This window comes from Thaumasiovibrio subtropicus, from assembly GCF_019703835.1.
Taxonomy (GTDB): Bacteria; Pseudomonadota; Gammaproteobacteria; order Enterobacterales; family Vibrionaceae; genus Thaumasiovibrio; species Thaumasiovibrio subtropicus.
The window spans coordinates 497,709-522,438 of record NZ_AP023055.1; the positions used below are offsets into that span (position 1 = coordinate 497,709).

General features: G+C 46.6%; 21 protein-coding genes. 7 read left to right on the forward strand and 14 right to left on the reverse strand.

Features of this window, described 5'->3' with window-relative positions:
* Positions 1–3: 3 nt before the first annotated feature.
* Positions 4–1,200, reverse strand: a complete 1,197-nt coding sequence (locus tag TSUB_RS18530) for an EAL domain-containing response regulator (protein WP_087020421.1) — start codon at positions 1,198–1,200, stop codon at positions 4–6.
* A 414-nt stretch (positions 1,201–1,614) separates the two neighbouring features.
* On the opposite strand from TSUB_RS18530, the gene TSUB_RS18535 reads away from it, so the two are divergent.
* Both TSUB_RS18535 and TSUB_RS18540 read left to right on the forward strand, forming a co-directional pair.
* Positions 1,615–2,157 (forward strand): outer membrane beta-barrel protein, encoded by a 543-nt coding sequence (locus tag TSUB_RS18535; RefSeq protein ID WP_221274647.1) that lies wholly within the window; start codon positions 1,615–1,617, stop codon positions 2,155–2,157.
* 107 nt (positions 2,158–2,264) lie between these two features.
* On the forward strand, positions 2,265–2,798 hold the full coding sequence (locus tag TSUB_RS18540; RefSeq protein ID WP_087016423.1) for a porin family protein: 534 nt from the start codon (positions 2,265–2,267) through the stop codon (positions 2,796–2,798).
* A gap of 103 nt (positions 2,799–2,901) precedes the next feature.
* Here TSUB_RS18540 and TSUB_RS18545 read toward each other — a convergent pair whose 3' ends face one another.
* Entirely contained in the window at positions 2,902–4,314 is a 1,413-nt protein-coding gene (locus tag TSUB_RS18545) for an anion permease (protein WP_192867811.1), read from the reverse strand.
* Positions 4,315–4,606: 292 nt separating this feature from the next.
* Here TSUB_RS18545 and TSUB_RS18550 point away from each other — a divergent pair, with 292 nt between their 5' ends.
* The 3 genes from TSUB_RS18550 to TSUB_RS18560 all read left to right on the forward strand — a co-directional run bounded on the left by TSUB_RS18550 (position 4,607) and on the right by TSUB_RS18560 (position 9,922).
* The gene (locus TSUB_RS18550) at positions 4,607–6,187 is read left to right on the forward strand and encodes an ATP-binding protein (RefSeq protein WP_087016422.1); all 1,581 of its coding nucleotides are present in this window, start codon (positions 4,607–4,609) and stop codon (positions 6,185–6,187) included.
* A complete protein-coding gene (locus TSUB_RS18555; RefSeq protein WP_087016421.1) occupies positions 6,181–6,861 on the forward strand; it encodes a response regulator in 681 nt (226 codons plus the stop codon). The genes TSUB_RS18550 and TSUB_RS18555 overlap by 7 nt, the downstream gene beginning before the upstream one ends.
* Positions 6,862–7,891: 1,030 nt before the next feature.
* Positions 7,892–9,922 carry a bifunctional metallophosphatase/5'-nucleotidase gene (locus TSUB_RS18560; RefSeq protein ID WP_159064756.1) on the forward strand — a complete coding sequence of 677 codons (2,031 nt, stop codon included), beginning with the start codon at positions 7,892–7,894 and terminating at the stop codon, positions 9,920–9,922.
* Positions 9,923–9,992: 70 nt separating this feature from the next.
* Here the strand turns inward: TSUB_RS18560 and hdfR are convergent, their stop codons facing one another.
* Complete coding sequence (gene hdfR / locus TSUB_RS18565) at positions 9,993–10,853, reverse strand: HTH-type transcriptional regulator HdfR (RefSeq protein WP_087016419.1); 861 nt, start codon at positions 10,851–10,853, stop codon at positions 9,993–9,995.
* Positions 10,854–11,330: 477 nt separating this feature from the next.
* On the opposite strand from hdfR, the gene TSUB_RS18570 reads away from it, so the two are divergent.
* Positions 11,331–13,163 (forward strand): flavohemoglobin expression-modulating QEGLA motif protein, encoded by a 1,833-nt coding sequence (locus TSUB_RS18570; RefSeq protein WP_087016418.1) that lies wholly within the window; start codon positions 11,331–11,333, stop codon positions 13,161–13,163.
* A gap of 28 nt (positions 13,164–13,191) precedes the next feature.
* On the opposite strand, the gene TSUB_RS18575 is transcribed toward TSUB_RS18570, so the two are convergent.
* Both TSUB_RS18575 and TSUB_RS18580 read right to left on the reverse strand, forming a co-directional pair.
* Entirely contained in the window at positions 13,192–14,169 is a 978-nt protein-coding gene (locus tag TSUB_RS18575; protein WP_087016417.1) for a DUF3179 domain-containing protein, read from the reverse strand.
* Between the two features lie 184 nt (positions 14,170–14,353).
* Entirely contained in the window at positions 14,354–14,545 is a 192-nt protein-coding gene (locus TSUB_RS18580) for a hypothetical protein (RefSeq protein WP_087016416.1), read from the reverse strand.
* Between the two features lie 109 nt (positions 14,546–14,654).
* On the opposite strand from TSUB_RS18580, the gene TSUB_RS18585 reads away from it, so the two are divergent.
* Complete coding sequence (locus tag TSUB_RS18585; RefSeq protein ID WP_087019028.1) at positions 14,655–15,575, forward strand: LysR substrate-binding domain-containing protein; 921 nt, start codon at positions 14,655–14,657, stop codon at positions 15,573–15,575.
* A 9-nt stretch (positions 15,576–15,584) separates the two neighbouring features.
* Here the strand turns inward: TSUB_RS18585 and TSUB_RS18590 are convergent, their stop codons facing one another.
* The 9 genes from TSUB_RS18590 to TSUB_RS18630 all read right to left on the reverse strand — a co-directional run bounded on the left by TSUB_RS18590 (position 15,585) and on the right by TSUB_RS18630 (position 24,720).
* Positions 15,585–17,396, reverse strand: a complete 1,812-nt coding sequence (locus tag TSUB_RS18590) for a YncE family protein (protein WP_087019026.1) — start codon at positions 17,394–17,396, stop codon at positions 15,585–15,587.
* 234 nt (positions 17,397–17,630) lie between these two features.
* Complete coding sequence (locus tag TSUB_RS18595) at positions 17,631–18,263, reverse strand: LysE family translocator (RefSeq protein ID WP_087019024.1); 633 nt, start codon at positions 18,261–18,263, stop codon at positions 17,631–17,633.
* Between the two features lie 249 nt (positions 18,264–18,512).
* On the reverse strand, positions 18,513–19,253 hold the full coding sequence (locus tag TSUB_RS18600; protein ID WP_087019022.1) for a 3-ketoacyl-ACP reductase FabG2: 741 nt from the start codon (positions 19,251–19,253) through the stop codon (positions 18,513–18,515).
* Position 19,254: 1 nt separating this feature from the next.
* Positions 19,255–19,719, reverse strand: coding sequence for a hotdog family protein (locus tag TSUB_RS18605; protein WP_087019020.1), 465 nt, complete (start codon positions 19,717–19,719; stop codon positions 19,255–19,257).
* Positions 19,712–20,905: a beta-ketoacyl-[acyl-carrier-protein] synthase family protein gene (locus TSUB_RS18610; RefSeq protein WP_087019018.1), complete on the reverse strand. Its 1,194-nt coding sequence runs from the start codon at positions 20,903–20,905 to the stop codon at positions 19,712–19,714. Before TSUB_RS18610 ends, TSUB_RS18605 begins: the two co-directional genes overlap by 8 nt.
* A 36-nt stretch (positions 20,906–20,941) precedes the next feature.
* Positions 20,942–21,415: an acyl-CoA thioesterase gene (locus tag TSUB_RS18615; RefSeq protein WP_087019016.1), complete on the reverse strand. Its 474-nt coding sequence runs from the start codon at positions 21,413–21,415 to the stop codon at positions 20,942–20,944.
* Positions 21,415–22,947, reverse strand: a complete 1,533-nt coding sequence (locus TSUB_RS18620; RefSeq protein WP_087019014.1) for an HAL/PAL/TAL family ammonia-lyase — start codon at positions 22,945–22,947, stop codon at positions 21,415–21,417. The genes TSUB_RS18615 and TSUB_RS18620 overlap by 1 nt, the downstream gene beginning before the upstream one ends.
* A 7-nt stretch (positions 22,948–22,954) precedes the next feature.
* Positions 22,955–23,317 (reverse strand): ApeI family dehydratase, encoded by a 363-nt coding sequence (locus TSUB_RS18625; RefSeq protein WP_087019012.1) that lies wholly within the window; start codon positions 23,315–23,317, stop codon positions 22,955–22,957.
* On the reverse strand, positions 23,314–24,720 hold the full coding sequence (locus TSUB_RS18630) for an AMP-binding protein (protein ID WP_087019010.1): 1,407 nt from the start codon (positions 24,718–24,720) through the stop codon (positions 23,314–23,316). Before TSUB_RS18630 ends, TSUB_RS18625 begins: the two co-directional genes overlap by 4 nt.
* Positions 24,721–24,730 lie beyond the last annotated feature (10 nt).

Here is a 24,730-nt window from a genome sequence, read left to right on the forward strand (position 1 = left end):
CTTTCACCCCTCTGGCCAGTGCATATTGGCACTATCACTAAAGAGCAACGCCCTAATGCTTAACGGCGGAGCGTAGTAATATCCTTGAGCGACATCACAGTGTAATTGTTGCAAATAGTGAGCAACGGCCTCATTTTCGACACCCTCCGCGACGACCGTCATGTTCAACGCCTTCGCGAGTTTGATGGTTTGCTCGATGACGGCTTTGGATTTGAGATTTGTCATGCAGTCTTTCACGAAGCTCTTATCAATTTTTAGCTCTTGGAACGGCAACGCATGGAGTTGCTGCATCGAAGCGTACCCAGTGCCGAAGTCATCAATAGACAGATTAAACTTCAATAGACTTAATCTGAGAATAGAAGCGGTTAGCAGCGCCGGGTGGTTACAGATCGCGGTTTCTGTTAGCTCACAGGTGACATCTCCCGCCTTTACGTTGTGGGTGAAACAGGTCTGGCTTAACCACATTGGAAAGGATTGATCATCCATCATTGAAGCCGAGAGATTGATAGATATCAGGATAGTCGGGTGACGTTCCTTGAGACGCTGAAACTTTTCGAGTGCATCAAGAATCACAGACTTTGTAAGTTTATTAATCAGTTCTGGATTTGACTCTGCAACCGGAATAAAGCTAGCAGGCAAGAGCGTATTATTATTGTGAGTTTTCAGTCTTGCGAGGACTTCTACACAATGAATGGTATTTTCACGTAGCTCAATCTGCGGTTGAAAATAGGCGACGACACGATGTTCATTGATCGCCAATTCAACGTCTTTTTCTGAAAGTTTGGGTATTGAGCGTCGGTTATCACGATTGAGCGTCTCTTCTGCTGCACTGAGGAAAGTCGCGATTGTCTGTCTTTGAATCGGCTTTTCAGCGACACCGAGTATATTGAGGTTAAACTGTTTAGCTAAGAGTGAACATGCATTCAGTAAGGGTTCACCTTCTCCGCTAATCATGACAATTGGGTGCGTATGTGCGCGTTCTGCAAGATGTTGCAAGACATCGATACCGCTTTCATTGGGCATATTGAGATCGCAAAATATAAGCTCAAAATCTTTCTCATTGATCAGATCCTTCGCCTCACAGCCATCTTTTGCTTCAACTAAGTCATAGTCTCCGCATGTCTGAAGCGCTGTTTTGAGTGCAAATCGAATGACACTCTGATCATCAACAATCAAGATTCGCTCTAAGCAGTTTTGCACAACTGTTCACCCCTTAGTTAAGTATGCCTTATGAGTATAGTTTCTGTGGCGGGGAGTGCATTGCTGGTCATGATAGCGGCAGAGCATTGAGTGCCCGGTCTCTACATCAAACGTCTTTGAAAGGGGGAGGCTATTTCTTTCAATTCTTGTTTCGCACTCGAAGCGCTCGCTTTTGAATTCTGCGTTTCTTGGTCGCTTAGGGTTATTTCAGTTAGTAATGACCCAAAATTAAAAATAAACTGTCTTGCTGATAAGTATTAATGATAATTAATGTCATTTGCATTGATGCGGCGATTCATATTGTGTAATATCGCGCTGAAATTAAATATTGGCTTAAATGTTGGCATTGAATAAATGCTCATTTGTAATAGGCGATGGATTAAAAATGAAAAAACTATTATAGCTGTGTCATTGATGACACTTTTTTCTGCTGTCAACGCGGCAGAGCATAGTCACGAACATCAACATGAATACCAGCCAGAATATAAGCACAGAATTGGTCTTGGTAAATCGTCTTCTGAAATCGATGGCCATGATTATGGTGATGGATTTAAGTTTACCTATGGCTACGACTTTAACCAAATTTTTGGCTTTTTTGTCTCTGCAGAAAAGAATGATGATATTAGTGTTTCTGATTCTACTGGTTCTTGGGAGTCGGATGGTACGACATGGAAACTAGGCACCGATATCGGCTACACCTTTGAGTTTGATAAACTGTCAGTGAAGCCATACGGTGCAGTGGGCTTCTTCTCTTATGATGAGACGGGCGAAATTTGTCTACATAGTCGCTATGGTTACGGCTGTATTCCAACTGAGTACGATGATTCAGGTGTGTACTACGGTTTAGGCCTGCGATTAAATTACGACCGAGTTTATATCGAGGTTCAGAAAGACTTCCTTGAAGTGGAAAACTATGATTTAGACCAACTATCATTTAGTCTAGGTTATCGATTCTAAGTACGATTGGTCATGTGACTGGTCAAGCACTTTGACGATGCTTGAGAATAGAAGCACTCATTTAAGATGGGTGCTTTTTTATATAATCTGATATTAAAAAGAGAAAAATGAAACTTAACTTACTTATTATGCCTACCTTGTTAGGCGCATTATCTTTTAACGCTCTTGCTTCGATTGGAGTGGAAGATTTTAGTATTTTCAAACACCGAGTAGGTCTAGGTTATAGCATCACTGAAGTGGACAGTGGTGATTACGGCTCAGGGCTGAAATTAGAGTACGGCTATGACTTTAATCAGTATGTCGGTCTATTTATTTCTGCTGAAATGAATGAAGATGCTGATGTGAATGAATCACTTGATAAAGCGACGAATATAAAAGTCGGTACTGATATCGGTTATACATTCGAGTGGGATAAATTCTCTTTAAAGCCCTATGGGACAGTCGGGTTCTATTCTTACGATGAGAGCACGAAAAGCTGTGATAATTGTTTTGACACAACGTATGACGATGATGGGGTCTATTTTGGCGTCGGCGTACGTTTTCACTATGACCGTTTTTATGTCGATCTAAAGCGCGACCACTTTTCGACCGATTATGAAGATGCGAACCAAATGAGTGCGACTTTCGGTTACCGCTTCTGATGGTTAGCTGAGCGGACAGTGAGAAAACAACATGCTCAGGCTGGGTTTGGGCTTGCTGTGATGCAACAGGGCTGGCGAGTCGGCCAGCCCGTTTGCTATTGGCCTACCATAAGCCGATCAATTTCCACCATGCGCCACCGACAATCATAAAGACCGGGATGACGATTAAGGTAAAGATAAAGCCTATCTTCCACCACTGCTTCAAAGACATATAGCCAGCGCCGAACAGGATAGGCGCAGGCCCTGATGAATAGTGTGTGGTCGACATATACAGGTTACTGAACATCCCGAGTACTACCGCTGCCAGCAAGGGTGGGGCGCCTGCACCGATAGCAATGGCCAAAAATGCGGAGTACATCGCGCTGATGTGTGCCATCGCACTGGCCATTAAGTAGTGGCTGTAAAAATAGACCAGTAACAGTATGGCAAGTGTCGTCACCCAGCCATATCCTGCCATTGAAGCGCCCACCGCATCACCAAACCAGCTGATAAAACCCAGCTTGTTGAGTTGACCTGCCATCATGACTAACACCGCAAACCAGACAATGGTATGCCACGCTTCTTTCTCTTTTAATACGTCATCCCATTGAATGGTACGTGTTACGAGTAAGAACACTAGCCCGGCTAGTGCAGTGACAGTGGCGTGCAGTGAAAGCGTTGGGCCAAGCACCCAGAGTGTCACCATGCCGATAAAGGTGGCGGCAATCATCCACTCGCTTTGGGTCATCTTACCCATTTTTTTGAGCTCATCTTGCGCAAGCTGACGCATCTCAGGTGTGCGCTTTAACTCTGGTGGAAAAACCTTGTACATCACTAGAGGGATAAGTGCGAGGCAAAGCAGGCCAGGAACGATGGCCGCGAGTGCCCAACTGCCCCACGTAATTTCCACTCCTTGCTCTGCGGCAAAGTTGGCTGCTAACGGGTTACCTGCCATCGAGGTTAGGAACATGGCACAAGTGATGGCATTACATTGGAAAATACATTGGACGAGGAAGGCACCAATTTTGTTCTCTGTCCCTTTCTCTGGAGACGAGTCATAGGCCTCGGCGACCGAGCGAAAGAGGGGGGAAATGATCCCACCACAACGTGCCGTGGTGCTCGGTGTCGCGGGCGCAAAGAGGAGGTCGGTGAGCACCAGTCCATAGGCTAAACCGAGTGAGCTATGACCTAATTTGCTGATAAAAAGATACCCGACTCGGCGTCCAAAGCCGGTTTGAATAAACCCGCGCGATATGAAAAACGCAGCAGCAATCATCCAGATTGTCGGGTGCGAAAATCCCGAGAGGGCGGTTTTAATTGGCAGCAACCCGGTTAAGGTTGTGGCCGTTAAACCGATCAGGGCCATTGCGCCCAATGGCAGTGGGGCAATGATCAGTCCCAATACCGTCGCGATAAATATTGTCATCATTTGCCAAGCCTCGACCGAGAGGCCATCGGGTATCGGCATAAACCAAACCAAGGTGCTGAACAACACCAAGAGACCCAAGCGTGCGTTCGCAGTTTGCAGCCATTGCATCACGTTTACTCCTTCATGAATTAATCTGTCTGTTACGTTAATCCAGCATTGGAATAAAAAGTTGCGCTAAATCAGGTTCTTAAAATGCGTTCCATCAATAATATGAGAATTGGCTTTGAGGACATGAAACGGTGAAATATTGGATGAGATAAAGCGCATAATGGCCGCTTTTCACCATAAAACGTTGGATTAACACCATAAAAACCACGATGTGATCCTGTTAAAGAATCAAGGGGTGCGCAACGAGCGTGGTGGCGGTTTGCGGTAACCTATCGCGGTAAGGAGTACGCGAGTGACATTTAATAAAAAAATTCTGTTGAGCCTGTTGGCGGTATTGTTGCTGCAAGCCGCTGTCTGGTGGCTCACCGTTGTGCCGAAAGCAATGACGATTCTACGACAAGAGGTGGCCGCGCGTGCCATGGTGCAATCAAGACAAATTGCAGAGCTTGATACGCTCCGGCGCGCTGTCTCAGTGGGGGATGTAGACGCGGTAAAAGCGTTGGTGGACGGCCTTTATGCCGTGACGGATGCTGACTTCATTGTCATTGGCGATAAGCAAGGCCACCGCATGGCACACCCGATTGCTGAGAGAATCGGCGAGCCGATTATGGGTGGAGATATCGAGGCGGCGTTGCAGTCTGGGGAACATTACTTGTCGGAAAGTGTGGGCTCTTTAGGGCGCTCTTTGCGTTACATTTCTCCCATTGTTGATGACGATGGCCGTGTGGTTGGGATGATCAAGGTCGGGTATCTCATTGACACGCTCACTGAGTGGAAGCGGGTACATTGGTGGCCAATCTTCATTATCGCCATCTCTACGGTCTTTTTCTCTAGCTTATTTACACTTGTCATCTCGCGTTGGATCCGCCGTGGTATGCAAGGGTTGGAACCCGATCAATTAGTGCGCATGCTCGATTTAAAACGTGTTGTATTAAATGCGACTCATGAGGGGGTTATTGCGATAGACAAGCAAAATTGTATCGTCGAATGCAACCGGAATGCCGCGCATTGGTTGGAACTGACCACAGGCAATGGCACGCCTTTTTCAGTGATTGGAGCCAACGTGGATGATGTTATCCAATCAGATGGGTTTTGTAGTGCGAGAAGTCGCGACATCTCTGATGCGATGGCGCAATTCAATGGTAAAACCGTGATCGCAAGCCGTGTGCATCTCGGCGAACCACTAGGGGGCTGTGTGGTGAGTTTCCGGCTCCGTGATGAAATCAGTTTGTTGACTCAGCAATTGAGTCAAATACGCCAACATACGGAGAGCCTCAGGATCATGCGCCATGAGTATGCTAATAAACTCACCACCATAGGTGGGCTTATCCAAATGGGGAACACCGACAAGGCGTTGGCACTGATCGATCTCCATTCTGCCGGGCAGCAGCGTCTTGTCGACCAGCTCGCCGTACAATGTCAATTGGATATGCTATCGGGACTACTGATCGGTAAATACCACCGCGCGCAAGAGCAGCAAATTACGTTTAAAGTTGCAGAAGATAGCGCAGTGAGTAGCGTGCCGCTCGGGCTATCTGAAGAGGCGTTGTGTGCGGTAATAGGTAACCTGATTGATAACAGTTTTACGGCATGCGCCCCTAATGCAGGTTGTGTTGAGCTCTTTATTAGCGATAAGGGGGCTGAGTTTGTTATCTCGGTGACGGATAATGGCATAGGGATCGCAGCTGATGAAGTCAATCACGTTTTCCAGATGGGGGTCAGCAGCAAATCTGAGCAAGGACACGGCATTGGTCTCTATTTGGTGAAGCGGTATGTCGAAGAAGCAGGGGGATACATTGAAGTTGATTCTGAGCCGGGTATGACGAATATAACCATCTATATCGCAGCCCTGAAGGAGAGAGTGCAATGTTGAATGTGATGATTGTCGAAGATGATAACGAGATTGCCGATCTGCACAGCCAATTGATTCACCGTCTCTGTGAGTTTCGTGTGGTCGGTATTGCAGGCTCAGTGCAGCAAGCAAACGTGCTATTCGATACGCTTGTCCCCGATTTGGTGTTGCTTGATCACTACTTGCCCGATGGAAATGGACTCGAATTACTTCGCCACTGGCGAAATCAAGGTGCGGCTGCTCAGGTGATTTATCTGTCAGCGGCTAATGAGATGGCGGTGATCCGAGAAGCCCTTAACTTAGGGGTGTTTGATTACCTCATCAAACCGATCAATTATCACCGCTTTCAAGAAACACTGTCGCGTTTTGCCGATTTTGATAAGCAGCTCTTAGAAGAGTCATCTTTAGATCAGCAATCCCTCGATAGGCTGTTAAGTCGCCGACAAAAAAGCGCGCTGAAACGTAATAAAGCGAATAACCATGTCGACCCTTACACGATGGACCAAGTGATGGCCTGTTTTCGCTTTGTGACAGAAGAACACAGTGCGGCGTCGTTATCAGAGAAAACAGGAATCAGTAAAACCACCGCGCGCCGTTATTTAGACCACGCCGTGCGAGAAGGTTTGCTGACCGCGTATTTGCAGCATGGAAGTGTTGGAAGGCCGATTCGTACTTATCATCGCTTGGTTAAGTGATGTGAAACCGCAGTAGAAGCCATAGGTTTTGATAGCTTCATGATGTCGCGCCGGTACATGCGGTGAATGTGTTTAAACGACAAATGGTTTGAGCATTTTTGACTTGAACTCGAAGCGCGAGTTCAATCCTGAGTCCGTTACCTCGAGGTAGCTTGAGTATATTTGGGTTACTTTTGATTATTGGTATAAAAATATTCTATTAGTTGAGAGTATTATTTCTCTGTTGGGGATGCCTAAGTCGTTATCCAGTTAAGAGAGGTTTTTTGACCGTTTTAATATGATGTTGCATATGTATATGTCAACTTTCTGGGCGTTTTGAGATTAATGGAGGTAGTGCCCTTAACATAATTACTGGGAATTTTTAGCGAAGGATGCTCTGCTTGGAAAATTGAAATCGATTGCACGAGAAAAATTATTACCGTTTAGGGTCAGTATTAAAGGGGGGGAACTAGTATATTAACCCGTTATAATGACTTCACCTATTCTGTTATCGTCGGCATAAACGACTGTACCGCTTGGTTTTTGATGCTATCACAATGTGTATTGTTCTTCGTCGCTAGACCGCTTTAGCCCCTGCCGGCAACGGTTGTAGCCAATGGGCGAGCCAATAAAAGTATACCTAATGTGTTGATGCTGCTGCCTGTAATGACTAATGCCTACTTATTTTGTCTGCTGGTTTTTAAATCAAATGGAAACGGGCGATTAAATAATGCAACTGAAAGACTCACTTAATAATACTTTCATAAATCGCTTCTAACCTTAACAAGATTCTAAATGTTAATTGTGTAAGTAAACATTGCTTTGTCTCTTTTTGATACGATGAAATGCACTTAAAAGTGTACCTAAACTGCATATTTTCTTTCTATGTTGATTTGGTGATCGGTCATAAAATATTCGTCAAAGCCAGTGTTTTCTTTTTCTAAACCTTGCGATGATTCGACTGTCATCTCTATTCCTCGCTGGAATAGAAATATCAAATGCCAGCGGATGATCTGTTGCATATATTGGAATGTTTTTAAGGATAGTATCAATGTTTAAAAAGAAAGAACTCTCTCAGGCTATTCGCTTGACGATGACTGTTGCACTGGGTTCAACGTTACTGACTGCGTGTAACTCTGACAGTGACACTGCGCCTGTCAAGGTCGCTGAAAACTACAAACTGCAACTATTGCATGTCGCGGATATGGATGGTTCTAACTCGCGTGTGCTTGATAACGCTGGCAACTTTGCCCGTAACCTCGATGCTCTGACTAAACAGTATCCTGAAAACACACTTTTTGTCAGCTCGGGTGACAACTACATTCCGGGTTCTCGTTATGCAGCAAGTGACGATGATGTGTTTGCAAACGTTGCAGGTGTTAACGTACCGGGTGTCGGCCGTGGTGATATCGCCATGCTGAATGCCATGGGTGTGAAAGCATCAGCGGTTGGTAACCACGATATGGACGGTGGACCAGAAGAGTTCGCGACTATCTTTGGCGCAGACAATGCTTATCCGGGCGCGCAGTTCCCTTACTTGAGCGCGAACTTAGACTTTTCTGCTGACGCAAACACAGCTCCTCATGTCACTGAGGCGGGACAACTTGTGTCTGAAGTAGCAAACAAGTTGGCAGCGAGCAGCATTGTTGAAGTCAACGGTCAAAGAATTGCGCTGATTGGCGCGACGACACCCACGCAAGACGTTATCACCTCTGTGGGCAATGTGACTGTGCTTCCAGCTAACAATGAGATTGCCGATTTAGCGGCTATCATTCAGCAAGAAGTGGATGCTGTTGTCGCGACCGGCATTGATAAAGTTGTACTCCTTGCGCATATGCAGAATATTAATGTCGAAAAGCAACTTGCCACTTTGCTAAAAGATGTCGATATCATTGTTGCAGGTGGTTCAAATACCTTGCTAGCCACGACGGAAGATGAGTTGTGGCCCGGCGATACTGCTGCGGATACCTACCCAATCCTATTGAAGTCGGCAAGCGATCAACCTGTAGCGGTAGTGAACGTTGAGGGTGATTATAAGTACCTTGGCCGTTTGATTGTTGAGTTCGATAAAGACGGTGTATTAGTTGAAGATTCGATCGATAGCGCAGTGAGTGGACCAGTACTCAGCACACAGGCACGTGCAGACGAGTTAGGTGGTGAAGCGAATGCGGATGTTGAAGCGGTTGTCACTGCAATGAAGGATGTGTTGGTGGCGTCTGAGAGTGTGATTCTTGGCCATTCAAATGTGTTCTTGAACGGTATTCGCGCCCATGTCCGTGGTCAGGAATCAAACCTCGGTAACCTGACGGCGGATGCTAACCTTTGGTATGCGCAACAGCATGATGCAAACACGGTTATTTCGATTAAGAACGGTGGTGGTATTCGTGCCGAGATTGGTCAAAGCTACTTCCCTGCAGGGTCAACAAACCCAGAAGATATCACTTACGAGCAAACGGCCGCTTTCCCAGCTGCAAACAAAGCACAAGGTGACATCTCTAAATACGATATTCAAACCGCACTGTCATTTAATAATGATCTTGTCTTAATGGATGTGACTGCGACTGAGCTAAAAGCCATCATTGAACATGCGATTGGTGAAGTTGATGCAACCGATGCGTCTGGTTATGGTGGCGGCCGATTCCCACAAATCGGTGGTATGAGCTTTAGCTTTGACGCAACCCAAGCCGCACGCGCTGTTGATGGCACATCTGGCGCTGTCACGGTTGCGGGTGAGCGCGTTCGTTCGTTGACTGTCGGTAATGATGTTGTGATTGCTGACGGGGCAATTCAAGGTGATGCGAATCGCACCTTCAAACTTGTAACGCTAGGCTACATTGGACGTGGTGGTGATGGCTATCCATTCCCTTGTGCAGGCACTGACTGTGCGGACAACCAAGTGCGACTAGAAACAGCGATGACCAACGATCCGGCATTGTCTGACTTCTCTGCGACGGGTAAAGAGCAAGATGCGTTAGCTGAGTACCTGAAAGCGGTGCACCCTGATGCGGCAAATGCTTACAATGGCAGCGATGACCTCATCAGTGTTACGCACACGGATACACGAATCGTACCACTTCACTAATTTTGCAGTGAGCAGGTAAAAAACAGAAGCGGGCCAGTGGCCCGTTTTTTTATTTAATATCAATAATTTACTATCCAAATTTGGCGTTAAACCCAATGTCAACATGGGTGATAGCGTTGATTTGTTCAACTTTCGGGTTTTCATCTAACCAGACAAGGTGTATGCCTTGGTCAATGACTGGTGCGTCATCAACGACAAAACACCGTTGCTCAATGAGCGCTTGCTGCACTACTGGCTCAGGTAAATAGCCAACCCCTTCATTGGCGAGAATAAAGTCTAAGGCTATTTTGGGTGAGTGGGTGTGCAAAACAGGTGCTCGGTTTAATGCCGGTAACTTGGTGTGGTCAATCGCAAATTTAACCCCCCAATCGAGGTAGACCAATGGCAGTGATTTTACCTCTTCCATCATTAACCCTGATTGACACGTGACTAATACGAGAGCGTACTGCTGAACATTTCGTGAGCTGATCTCTTCGCTTTTCGGCGGTTCGCTGGTAATCGCGATATCAATCTGTTTTTCCAGCAGTTTATGGTACAGATCCCGCCGGTTGATGGACTCCAAGCGCACCGCAAGACCATCAACTTGTTGGTATACATCACTGATCCAGTTGCTCAATGTATCAAATTGCCAAAGCTGAGGAGCGGCACCTATCGAAATCTGTACATTACTTTCTTTGGTCAGGGCGACATCCTGCCGAGCACGCCCCCATGTTTGAAGAATGGCTTCTGCATAGGGCAGCATGCGCTCTCCCGCGACGGTAAGGTGAATATTCCCTCTTTGGCGCGAAAAAAGTGCATTGCCTAATTGCTCTTCTAGCTGTTTGACGCGAAAGCTTACCGCGGACTGGGTAAGAAAAAGGTTTTCTGCCGCTTTGCCAAAATGGCGTGTTTTCGAAACCTCTATAAATGTTCGGAGTAACTCAGTGTCCATCGTGAACCTCATTCACATCGGCTTAGCCCAATAGAAAGCCGCTTAAAAACAGTGCATGTTGCACTGGTGCATGGTGTCGATAGTAGGCCAAAACGAAGTAGAGTTCGATCAAATGTTTTCATCATCAGAATGAATGCTTTTTGATTTACAAGCTGTTGGGACTGACAAACAATCCACGATGATATACTCAAGCCACCTCAAGGTGCAGGATTCAGAAGCAGACTAGCGCGTCGAGTTCAAGGCAAAGGTGTGAAGGAATGGCTTTCCCCTTTCGAACACCTTTAAACGCAGAAATCGGGGCGCTAGTCGCTTCCCGAAGGGCGAGTTTTCTAGGCTCGCCACCGTTGTTACTGCTTCTTGATTTAGTCGACTAGACCTTCAAAGCAGTGCCTCGATGGCAAACCTAGAAACTCTCGCTGAACAAGCATATTGAGGTGGTTTGAGTATATTGGGAAGTGTTTAATAGTGAAAACAGTCATGAAAACGATGTTTAGTACAGCCAACATGTTGAGCGCAATTGAGCGTGGAGAATGTTTCAATGGCACATCAGAATCCGGCCATTTCTCTTTGCGGATCAACAGCTATGCGCCCTGTATTGCAGTGGTCGAAGAGGCGTCGCTGTCGTTCTCTGAACACGAAGATAGCGCGAGTTCCTTAACCGAAATGGTAGCTTCTTTACCGATTGTTTTTACTTTGCACGGCACCAAAGAAACACGTGATGGGGCACTTGCCACAATTGCTCAGGCGGTATGGTTGAAACTGAAAGCGCAATTTCAGACGATACCTGTCTACGTATTGTCTTCGACGCCTCATTGTGACAGTGAAGTCGCTAATTATCATATTGGAACCCAGTATTTGGATAAGCGACGGGCAAAAAAATCGTTGAGTCACCTGAAGACGCAATTGAGCGCGATCAAGCTGCCAAACCTCGATACTTTGGTGAGTGCATCAAACGTCGGTGCACTTTATGAGGCGGATGATTGGCTGAAGAGCTTGGAAAGTGCGGTCATTTTTTGCTTACATTTGCCATGTGTCTACCGTGACGCCAATACGGGGACCATCTTTCCTATTGTGAAAGAGGCCTTTGAGATGGGCTTGCGTTCTGTTCTTAGCTCCCACTCAGCCGAGCTTGTTTCTCCGCAGGCGATGCGCCGTAAAACAAGCTACAACAAGTTGTTATCGGAAGGCCTTCCGCCAGGATTGATCGCGGTCGATCTTGCCCTGTTTCGTCTTGCTAAAGGGGTAAACACGCTTTCTTATATCAACCCAATCAATGTAAAAGCTGAAAAGCGCCGTTTCCTCGCTAAACCTTGGTGTTACTCGCCAGTGTTCAAGTATCGTCAACTCGATCTTGATCCCTACGCATTTCGAGAAAAGTTGTATCGATTACCTTTGGAGCGCATTGAAGACCCTGCCATTAGAGCATTATACCGGCGTACCATTGATCAACTCGCTGTCAGAATAGATCTTCTAAGTCAAATTGGGACCGAAGACTTTCTTTACAACTCACTGCGTTACTATGGGCAGCCTTCGGAAGTTGATATTAACAATGCACGTTTCATCTTGCACAGTCATTCGGAGCAAAGCGATGATTCGTTGGTGATGTTTGATGCCAAACAAGCTATCGACAAGTTTAAGACTTATTGTGACTTTCATCATTTGAAATGCCAAGTGGCGGCGAATGACAAACTCGTCGCGAAAGCGCTAGTCGGTGGGGAACGTTTAAAAGTGAATCGGCGCCAACAGTTTAGCGCTCTGGATATCCGCAGCTTGCAAGCCCATGAACTGGGTGTACACATGCTAACAACCCTCAATGCCAAGCAACAGCCTTTACGTATTTTTCAACTAGGGCTACCCGGCAATACGCACACGCAAGAAGGGCTGGCGATACTGGCAGAGTACTTGTCTGATAGCTGTTCTATTGAAAGATTAAAAGTACTCGCGTTGCGCGTGATTGCGGTGAACATGATGGTAAATGGTCATCGTTTTGCTGAAACTTATCAGTGCTTACATGAAGAGCATGGTGCGAGTCCCGATAACGCATTTACGGTGACAACCCGAGCTTATCGCGGTGGTGGGTTTACTAAGGACTACTTGTACCTTAATGGTGTGAAGGAAGCGTTTCAGCGTTACCAAACCGAGGATCTGGCCAGTCTGTTTGTCGGAAAAACGGCTTTTGAGTATAAGCCCGTCATTGATGAGCTGCTTCAACGTCAGATTGTGATGCCTCCCCATATTGCGCCATGGGTACTTTCGCCTCCGGAGCATGAAGATCCGATTGTCCGTTTTTTGTTACGTTCGCTGAAATAGATATACACTAACAATTCTATTCCGTGCTTTATTCATAGACTAGGGTTGCGGGATAGAAGGTATACCAGGCAAACCAATAGAGTGGAGTTAATGGCAGTGGGTGGCCTTGTTGGTCATAGGCGAGCAGGCTTTCACTTTCAGGCTGCCAGATGAAGTCAATAATTTGATCGTCAAGGGTATAACTAAACTCTGTCTCTTGTTTTGATTTGAGGGTTGATAGTGGTATCGCTAAAGACTGGTTCTCGAGGGTGAGTCCATAGACCCACGCCTTGGCATGATATCGGTCAGGGACGGTTTCGGATACAGGGAAGTAGAGACGCTCATGGCTTTCGTAACCCGCATAGGGGTTGACATCGTAATTGCGAGAAAAGCCTGTTTGAGTGGAGAGAACAAGTGTATTTGGATGACGGGCATACCAATGTTTCCAGCGCATCATCTGCATGGGGAGCTGTTGTAGTCGCATCCCAAGGTGTTTTCCCGATATCGCTTCCCCTTTTATCTGTGACCAGAGAGATTCTGTTTGATGGTCGTACATCAACATATCGGAGTTATAGAGGAGCCCAGAGACACCAAAGCTGAGTGCTGGTGTGGCGGAGGCTTCATTCTTGGCAATAGCACGTTCGAAAGCAACACCACTTCCGCATAATGGGCAGTAGCTAATCATCACCGGCTTTCCTTCAAACTCATCGTTAACGATCTCGTGCCAGTTCATGATATTGATGGGGTAGGCTTTAGCGATGCCATTCAGAAAAAGGCCAAGTACCACATCATCGGGCTTCAACGGTGCTTGTTCTGCTGTTTTCTCAATGAAATTGGGGGAGAGTAGGGCAGGTATACCATCTCTTGGTGGGCCGCCTCTGAGGATTTCATTCCTCGGGATACTGGTTGTGTCGAGCGAAAAGCCATTGAGCTGCGCGGCACTTACGGAAGCGAGCAGGCTGAGTATCTGGGTGGTAACAATCAACGCAAAGTTGACGGCTATCCAACGTCTGTTTAGTCGAGTCATCGTCTTAACACCTCAAGCTGGGTACAGAGATAGACCCGAGTAGGCGAGAAGACTTTCAGGGGGATCCCCTTGCTATTAAAAAATCTAGATTAGTGAAATTTTCTTGGGCTTGTCAGTGATGCTCTGTTTGACGCGACAGAGGACGAGACGCAAAAGACGCTATGCAAAGCACAATAATCTTAACTTATAGGTATTTTGTATAGTCTCGCGCATCATCACGTTTGCGATGAATGCCCAGATCGCGTTCAAGGTGCGCCGATAGCGGAGGAAGCACGCTGCCCTCATTCTCAGTTAGAGTATCTCCAAGCCCCCATTTAAAGTGATAGTTAAAGAAAAATACCTCTAAGTTCATTCCCCAACGCAGTGCAATTTTCATCGCTGAACTCCTTCTCAAGCTTGTCTATTGGTAACCATTCTCGTTACTATGAAGTGAGAATGATGATCAAACCAACAATCAATACTCATAGGTAATATAAGTTATAGTTATGGACTCTCGATTGCGTTATCTCTCCGGTCTCCGGTATTTTGAAGTTGCCGCACGCCTAAAAAGTTATAGTAAAGCCGCTGAAGAGCTGTTCGTTAGCCAGGCCGCGGTGAGTCAGAAAATTCGTCAACTTGAAGAGGCGCTCGGGTGTAAGCTTTTTCTTCGTCAAGGGCGCGAAATGCTGCTGACGGAAAAGGGCTCAACGCTGTACAAGCAGATTTCCCATGGCTTTGAACATATTATCAGTGGTTTAAATCAAATCAGCAGTGAGCCTATTGACGGTGTGTTAACCGTGAGTGTGCCCCCTTCCTTTGCGGCCCGATGGTTAATGCCGAGACTCTGGAAGTTCTCCATGCATTTCCCCAATATCCCGATAAAAATCATGACAAGTTGCGCTGATCTAGCGCTACGTCACAGTGGGATCGATGTGGCGATTTGGCAAGGTGAAGAGATGGGAAACTCAGAGGGGTTGTTAAAAGAGTTGTTATTGCAAGAAGCGGTTTATCCTTATTGCTCACCATTACTTGCGGAGCACTTAGCCTTCACGGAAGCAGCGCAGTTATTGCAGTGTTGGTTAATTCACTTCGATTCGAATGACTTTCCTTGGGAAACCTGGTTTGAGCTGGCTGGTATTGAGATGGATAAAAGCAAAGTGCAGTGGATGGAAGTAGGGACGTTCGATCTGGCGATGAATGCGGTGATCGCTGGCCATGGCGTCTGTTTAGCCTCTGAGAGCTTAGCGAGTGATTATGTTGAACGGGGCATGTTGGTACGCCCGTTTGATATTGGTATCACACCGGGACTAAAGTTTTGGTTGTTCTCTGACCCAGATTCCCCTCGACGCCAGCGAATAGCGACTTTTTCGGCTTGGTTACAAGGGGAGATTGCTGAGTCAGAGCATGAAGCCAGTCTTGGTACTTAGCTAGTCAGGTTATGGAATTGGATCAACATGTGCTTGGTAGAATCCATAGACTTTCTGTTCGTTATCAAAACGATACCCGAAAATCAGTAGGGAGCTATCAGGGCGCTCAGTGGCGGCTACAGGGAATACTTGAACGCTTTCACCCGAATCAGCAAGCGTATTCAAGGTGTAGATAGTGTCGTTGTTGAATGTCTCAGGATTCACGTAGCGAACACTTGCGTAGCGATTGTCATCGGTGACTAGCAAGCTGTTTTCTGCCGTATTTATGTCACGAAGTGATTGAGCATAGTGAATTGACTGGATTTGCATTTTCTCAATGTCACCAAGGTAATCCAACGGTCGATAAGACTCTGTTTGGAGCTGGTAGGTATATCTACAATCTAATGCAAACGTATCGATGGTAAGCCAGCGAAGCGTTTGGGTACACTCACTGTTGTTCACGTAGTTAACACCTAGTCGTGTTGGCTCGGTTGCCGATGACACATCATAAACGGTAAGCGTGCCTGTGCTCTCGTTTTTCTCTAACAAAGTTAAAAATTTGCCGTCAGGATTAACACTGACATCGAGCAGTGGGTGCGACGAGGTAATAGGATAACTAATGATGCCAGTGTCTAAGGCGATCAAGGCAACTTGCTGGCTATTGGTTGAGATTGCCCATAAATATTGCTCTGTTTGGGCCATGGCGCTGATGGTAAAGGGCACTTCAATGTGTTTGGTATCGAGAAGCGCTAAGGTGTTGCTATCCAACTGGTAAACAAGAATGCCATTTTCATGCGTCATGGCAATCGAGATACCGCTCTCAGCAACGGTAACATCGGTTTTTTCTACTGCGTGTGGTAAATCTAACTGTATTATTGGTTGAGCGTTTAAATCAAACACTTGTAATTTTGGTGATGGTAGGTTCGACAAAAAATAAACATAGCTCCCCTCTATGATGACGTCTGTTGGTTCAGTAGAGAGCATGTTGAGGTTGAGAGCCGTAAGAGGAAGGGCTTTATCCGGCGCTGTGTGTTTGTCTTGATGAGTAATATTAAACGGAAAGGTTAAAGGACTGTTCTTAAGAGGATATTTGCAGCTCTCGTCAAAGCAAATTTCGACCTTAATGTCACCTGGAAATATATCAAACGAAAGCTCTTTGGGTTTATTCCCATACACAGCCAAACTTGATGACCACCCGACGGATACATGAGCTAGTTTAATGTGTTCATTCACAGCACTGTTTTCAACAACAAGTTGACCATATAAATTGTTTGTATAGGAACCAGATATTTCCGCAAACACGGTCGGTGTTATAGAAAAGTTGTCCTCATTACGGCCCCATAGCTGGCTAAAATTGATTTCAGGCTTGACGGCAATTTCATAGTCTAAATCGACACGGTAGTCGACCTTGATCTCAATGGGAGAATTGAGTAACTCTTGTGAGCACGTCTCGTCATAGCAGGCTTTCAGCTCATAGCGTGTGTCATGGCTGCCATGCTCAAGCTCGTAGCCTGGTAACATTGCGAATGTCCAAGTTCCATTTGTGTCGCTCTGCGAGTGAGTTATATCCGAAATGAAGCTATTGTCTGAGATTGCCGTCAGCGTGATAAATGGGCCTTGCTCTGTACTGTTTTCCCAATGATTGATCTGGTAATGGAGATAGCTTTTTGGGTCTTTTACTCCAGGATGCCAAACTGAGGCAACATCGTCACTTGTCACCGCAATCGAGGGAGGTTTTGGTTGTGGGACTTCAGGTAATTCTGGGGGCGCTGTACTTTTGTTTGAACTACTGTTACAACCAATGAGAAAAATAGCCAGCAAGCCAAAGACGCTGTTTTTCATAAGAGCTCCAAAGATAATTATTTAGCGCTAATATTTTATGGCTAATGAAATGATTGAAAAACAACTTGTGTCATTGGTTAACAATTACATTGAGTTTTATCTTTACGGTTGGAGATGCATCTAATTTATTCTTTATGAATGGTTAGTCAGTTATAATTATAGGAAATGCATATTGTTTTTATTGGTGGGGTAAGTTTAAGCTAAAGCCAGAGGTTAACTCTCTGGCACGATTACTTAGCTTCCAATCTGTGCTGTCAATAGCCCAATAGCTAATATTAAAAAGACAGCCCCCATGAGTTTGTGCTGTAAGTTTCTAAAGCGGGCATTTTGTAGCAATGGCTTACCGAGTTGGCTGGCTAAAAGTACAAGTAAGATATTAAATGTCAGTCCCAGTACATTGAGAAGTAGACCCAGAGAAAGAAGTTGGACGCCCGCTGAGGTTGCAATGTCTGTCGATACAAATTGCGGCAAGAACAGAATAAAGAACAGCAGTGCTTTTGGGTTGAGTAAGTTACTTAACATCGCACGTTTGTAGAGACGACCTGCGAGTTTTTCACCAAGCTCGGAAGTACACTCTGTGACCTCAGTGCGAAATGAATCCCAAGCCATTTTCATTAAGTAAGCACCGCCAATAAGACGTAGAATATCGAGCGTAATGGGTGCTGCCTCAACGATGACAGAAATCCCTAGTGCGGCAAGAAGGGAAAGGATGATGCCTGAAGTGGCATTACCAAGGCTAGCGGACAAACCGACTTTTTTACCATAGCTGAGGCTAGAGCTGGCAATCAACAGCATATCTGGACCCGGGATGAGGAGTAAGGCGATGACAGCAGTGAGATACATCGGCAGGATGGTAGTATCTATCATATAACTCAATCTTATAAAGCAAAGAGAGCGGATTGTAGTGATATGATTTGGATGATCAACTGGTTTTTGTGATTTTATTGGTTTTTATAGCTGGTTGTGTTTTGTTGTTTGGGTTTATTGGCTGAAAATTGCCCGGAGAATATAAAGTTATTCCATCTTCTCCGGGTGGTGTTGATTCAAGCTAAATCAAGAGGCTGGGCGGAAGCGGCCTAGTGCTCGTAGTTAAGGGGAAAGGCTTAAGTCTATTTATTAGTTGAGCCCACCATTGATAGCGAGAACTTGTCGTGTAATGTAGTTTGCGCCGTCAGACATAAGAAACGCTGCGGCTTGTGCAATGTCTTCGGGTTTGCCCATCTTATTCATAGGAATTTGTGGTAGTGCGCGCTCTTTTACACTTTCGTCGATCATGCCTGTATCAATGAGCCCAGGGGCAATGCAGTTCACTGTGATTTTTCGAGAGGCTAGCTCAAGAGCGAGGGCTTTTGACGCGCCAATAATACCCGCTTTTGCGGCACTGTAATTGGTTTGGCCTCGATTTCCGATCATGCCTGACACCGAAGCAATAGAGAGGATTCGCCCGCCTTTTCTCGCTCTGATCATCGGCATGACACAGGGCTGTATCACGTTATAGAAGCTATCTAAGTTGGTGTGAATCACCCTGTCCCATTGCGCCTCTTCCATTGCTGGAAAAGCGGTATCAGCGGTAATACCAGCGTTGCTGACGACGCCATAAAATGCGCCAAATTGGGCGATGTCTTGTTCTAGCGTATGGCGACACTGTGCTCGATTGCTGATGTCGAATGGCAGTAAATGTCCAGAACCACCGAGTTCTGTAATCAGGTCCAAGGTATTCTCAGCACCGGCTTGGTCGCTAAGGTAGTTGACAGCAATGTCGTACCCTTGTTGCCCCAACGCGATGGCAATGGCTTTACCTATCCCTTTACTTGCCCCGGTGACGAGAACTCGTCTGCCTTTTATTGTGCTGTCCATGTTAGTTGGTGTCCGAAAGAGGTTGTTGGATAAAGAGGTTCATGCCGCACTCCGCAAGTAACTTACCATTACAAGAGATTTTGCCGCTGTATCGAACCATCTCACCGAGGTCGGCCTGTTCAGAGACCAGAACTTCGAGTCGGCTGCCTTGCTTAAACCCGGTGCAGTATGTGGTATAGCGTCTTGTCCCTAATAGCATGCCTTGTGATGGAGGGAGACCCTCTAACCAACTGCGATATCCTGCTTTTGCGGCAACGGCTTGCGCCATCATCTCCAAGCCAATCCAAGCTGGAATATGCTGTTGAGTGGCGTCAAAGTAGAGGTTGTCAGACCCAACAAATGCTTCGCATGTTGCGCCTTTGTCACTGACTGCGACGAGGCCATCAAGCATGACCATTGGCGCTTCATGGGGTAATAGTTGATCAATATCAGGGAAGGTTGAAAACAGCTTTTGTGCATTAGCCATGTTCGACTCCAAATATAAGGCTTACGTTATTGCCACCAAACGCGAACGAGTTGCTCAAAATGTATGGGGAGCTCAACTCTGTTGTGTTGTCAGTAAATGCAATAGGCGCTAGCGTTTCATCAAGGGGATAAAGCCCTGTTTGAGCAGGTAAAGGTAACTGGAACTTTAACAGGTGCCAGCAGATAGCGGCTTCTGCAGCGCTAGCTGTGCCAAGGGTGTGCCCAGTGAGACGCTTCGTAGAGCTGACAGGCGTATCATTTGAAAACAGGTTAAAAATGGCTTTTGTTTCCATTTGGTCATTGAGTGGCGTCGCGGTACCGTGGGCATTGATATAGCCAATATCCGAGGGTTGAAGGTTTGCGTCTTCGAGTGCCATCTTCATCGCGCTAATTGCACCAAGTCCTTCCGGGTGCGGTGCGGAAATGTGGTGTGCATCGGAGCTTTCACCGACCCCCCATAAGCAGACGGCTTGTTCATCACTTGGTTTATCTTTTCTAAGAATCATGAAAGCGGCAGCTTCACCAATATTGATGCCTTTTCGATTTGCTCCCATGGGTTGGCAACGTTCATTAGAGAGTGCTTCCAGTGAGTGAAAACCGTTTAACGTGAGGGGACAGAGTGTATCTACCCCACCAACAAGTACAGCGTCGACGAGGTCTGCTTGCAGCAGTCGTTTTGCTGAGATAAAGGCGCGACCGCTGGAAGAGCAAGCGGTAGAGATAACATATTTGGGGCCTTTAATTTGGTAATGATCAGCAATGAACGCTGCGGGGTTGCCTAGCTCCTGTTGCGCATAACAATAGCCTTCAGGTAAGGATTGTGACGCCAATCTTTGGGTGACGGCCTGACTGGCTTCTTCCGAGCCACTCGTGCTGGTACCTATGATGGCAGCCACTCGGTGAGCACCAAACTGTTTGATCGTGGCACGAATATCATCGTCAATTTGCTGTAGCGTCGTATACGCTAATTGATTGTTTCTAGACTGGTATCGGGTATTTGACGTTGGCAGAGGCAAAAGCGATGTCGCTGCGTGCCCAAGCCAGGTTTCTGTGCCATCGGTTAAATAGGACTGGTCACGCTCAAATCCTGGCGCATCACCACTGATTAAGCTTTGATGGATTAATTCTGGCGTATCACCCAGCGCTGAGATAAAGCTACAGGCATGGATATAAATAGGGTCACTCATTATTGGGGCTCCCTTTGTCATGTTTGATGCCGAGGTCTAGTTTTCTGAGATAGGTAAATCAGTACGCTGTTCAACATCATTGTCGTTTAGGCGTATCGCGCTTGTTATCCGATCTGTGAAGCAACTTGGAGAGGCAAGACACATGGTTTCCGTCTCTAAGTTAACCGCAACCTGCGTGGTGTGAGCACGGGTATAAACGGTGAGCTTATCTTCTGAGGTGATCAGATACTTAACTCGAAGGCGGTGTTCCCATTCCGACAATGTTGCAGTGATACAGATGGGGTGATTAAAGGGTATCGCTTTTACATACTTAACTTGTGTGTCGATGACCGGCCAGCTATATCCTGACGCAGACATCGCTCGATAACCGTAATCTATCTGTTCGAGTAAGACGCGACGAGCTTCTTCAAAAAACCGAAAGTAATTACCGTGGTAAACGATCCCCATGGGATCGGCGTCTTGAAACGCCGTCACCATGGAGATCTCTGCGCGCAATTGCTTGCGAGGCATTAGTAAAGGTCCCAGTGCTGCTCTTGAATCATTGCGACAACTAGACGTAGTTCACCTTCAAGAGGACGGTCTTGAATGACCGGGTCAAAATCGCGTTTCACGGCACTTTGCATGCTCAATACTGCATTACTCATATGCGAAGGGTTAAGTTCGCCTTGGCGTTGACGAAGGTAAATGCCTTGTGATGCCGCGAGCAGTCCCGCAGCTGCCACTTGCTCAGTGAGTTGAAGCACGCGCAGACAATCGCGTGATGCGATGGTGCCCATACTGACCTTGTCTTGGTTGTGACACTCTGTAGAGCGTGAGAATACACTCGCTGGCATTGTGTGTTTCAGTGCTTCCGCAGTCCAAGCTGAGATACCAATTTGTACGGCTTTGAACCCGTGATTGATTGGCTTTTGATCCCCTTCAGCGCCCGTTAGATTAAATGGCAAGCCATTGTTAAATTTGTAATCCATGAGCTGTGCCATTTGGCGGTCAATCAAATCGGCAATATTGGCAACCGCCGTTTTGAGCGTGTCCATTGCCATCGCAATGTGCCCGCCATAGAAGTGACCACCATGGAGCACGCGCTCTTTTTCGCCGTCGATGATTGGGTTGTCATTGGCACTGTTCAGTTCGTTTTCAATCAGTTGACGTAGCCAAGGTAGGGCATCTTGAACTGCACCGATAACATGTGGTGCGCAGCGCAATGAATAACGATCTTGCAAGCGGTCACTGTTACGTGGCGGGGCCTCAGCTTGCAGGTCTTCACGTAGCCAAGTTGCTACCTGCTTCTGGCCTGGGTGAGGCTTCACTGCAAATAGGGTTTCATCAAAGTGGAAATCATTGCCTTGCATGGCAACAGAAACCATTGAGGTAATGCGTGTGGCAAGTTTCACCAAATACTCTGCACGTTGGTAGGCAAGACAAGCCAAGGCCGTCATGACAGAAGTACCGTTCATGAGCGCAAGACCCTCTTTAGGGCGAAGGGTTAGTGGCTCAATGCCTAGCTGACTAAATACGGTTTTAGTGTCTTGAACTTCGCCTTTGTAGAGTACTTCACGTTCACCAATCATCGCGGCAGCAAGGTAGGATAGGGGGGTGAGGTCGCCACTTGCGCCAACTGAACCTTCTTGTGGAATGCGTGGCGCGACATCTTTGTTAATCATGGTGACGATCTGCTGAAGCAGATCCAGACTTACCCCTGACACGCCTTGTGAGAGTGAGCATAGACGGGTCGCCATGACGGCACGTGCTTGCTGGTGGTCGAGATCTTCACCCAATCCACAGCCATGAAAGCGTGTTAAATGGAGTGGAAGCGTGTTAACCAGCTCTGGTGGGATTGCAACAGTGCAAGAGTCGCCGTAGCCCGTTGTTACACCATAGATAACACCTTCATCCTCGAGTAATTTATCGAGGAATGCTGCGCCTTTATTCACTTTTGCCGTGAACTCTGGGTGATCACATAAGTGCGCATCTGCACCATTAGCGATGGCAATTACGTCTTCAATAGTGAGGCGCTCTGCGCCGAATTCGATTGTTTTAGTCATAATAGTTTTAGTCCGTTAACGAGGCGTCACTGCGAAGCAGAACGCGTCCAGTTGAGTGGGTTCCTAACCCTGAAGAAAACTGAAAGTTGAGCTTTTGATTGGCTGGATGCCATTGGAGAGCAAGCTCAACGTCTTGATTGGGTAAAATAGGCTGTTGAAATTTGAGTGCTTCAATACCTGCGAAAGGTGCATCAACATTGAGTAACTGACGAGCCATCGCAATGGCATAGTCAATCTGGCTGACGCCCGGTAGTAGTGGGTTGCCTGGAAAGTGGCCTTTAAAATCTGACAGTGTCTCATCGAACTGCATTTTCAATGTGGCAGTGTGATTCTCTACGACTTTGCTAATGATGTGAGGTGACCTATTCATCGTACTTCCTCCGCTTTCTGTGAGGAAGGAGTGAATAAGGCGAGGACGTCATTGCGCACCAACTTGCCTTGCGCATTGACCGGTAAGTGTCGTACGACTCTGAATTTACGCGGAATCGCGATAGGTTCAATCCACTCACGCAAATAGGCGCGGAGGGTTTTCCAGGTTTCAGCGTCAGAAAGCACTTGGCGTTCATTAGCACCCTCTTCCGTCAGTGCGACAACAGCGCCTAATGCAGGGCGTCCTGTCTCATTGAGGACGATCACCGCCGCTTCATCAATCCAAGGGTGATGTGCTAAACGGTGCTCGATCTCAGGGAGAGAAATGCGTTTTTCTTCAATTTTAACGACACGATCTGCACGTCCTTTTAGGACAAATGTATCGTTATCGATAAAGGCAACTCGGTCCGTAGTTTGATAGTCGTCGTCTTCAATAAATGAAGATTGGAGTAACAGGCAATGGTCGTCATTGGTTGTCGCTTTGTGGCCCTTAAATAGTCGCCAAGGTGTTTCCGCCGTGCGCTGTTTCCGCCATGCAATTCCCCCTGTCTCTGTACTGCCAAAGACTTCGTTGGGCCGCTGACCTAGCAAGGTTTCTGCATTTGATGCAGCTTGCAAAGGCAAAGGGCCGCCTGATGAAAAAATTGCACTAAATTGCGTTGGCGACGCGTCGAGAAGTAATCGCTTGAGTAACGCTGGACTAGAGATAAGCGTCCGCTTAGCGTCACTTTTTTGATGAACTTCTTCTGGATACAACCAATCTCGATCTAAGAAGGGGCGACCCGTTGAGAGTGGCCATAATAAGCGAAACAGTAATCCATAAATGTGCTGATGAGACACAGTACTGGCAAACTCACTCTCGGCCACATCCTGGTGCCATTGCTGTTCAAGTGCTTTCAACTCGTTCTCAATCCCTTTTAGCGATTTGCTAATCGCCTTAGGTGTACCACTTGAGCCCGATGTAAAAAGTATGAGCCGCAATGAGTCAGTATCGATGATGTTTGTTTGCTGGACAGGACCAACGACACAAGCCAGTAGGGTGTGAATATTTTGCGCATTGTTTTGTGCATTATGGTCACCATCATGAATGAAGAGATCCCATTGATGCTCAAGTGCTTTTAATGCTTCCGTTTGCGTGTTGCCGGGCACGATGGCTTGGCGCTTTGAACAAAAGCAGGCAATCAGCGCTACTGCCATGGCATAACTGCTACGCATACACAGTGCAATGCGTGTTGCCTTCTGTCGTTCAAATTGCGCAGAAAGATTATTCACGTCACTAATGAATGCTGACCAGTTTCTATTACCTTCAGACGTTTTTGCAACCACGGCATTAAGATCCCGTGGTGAAATCATCAAGTGAGATAATAACCCAGTAGGGTGCTTTGTTTTTTCTTGATTATTCATAGCATGATAG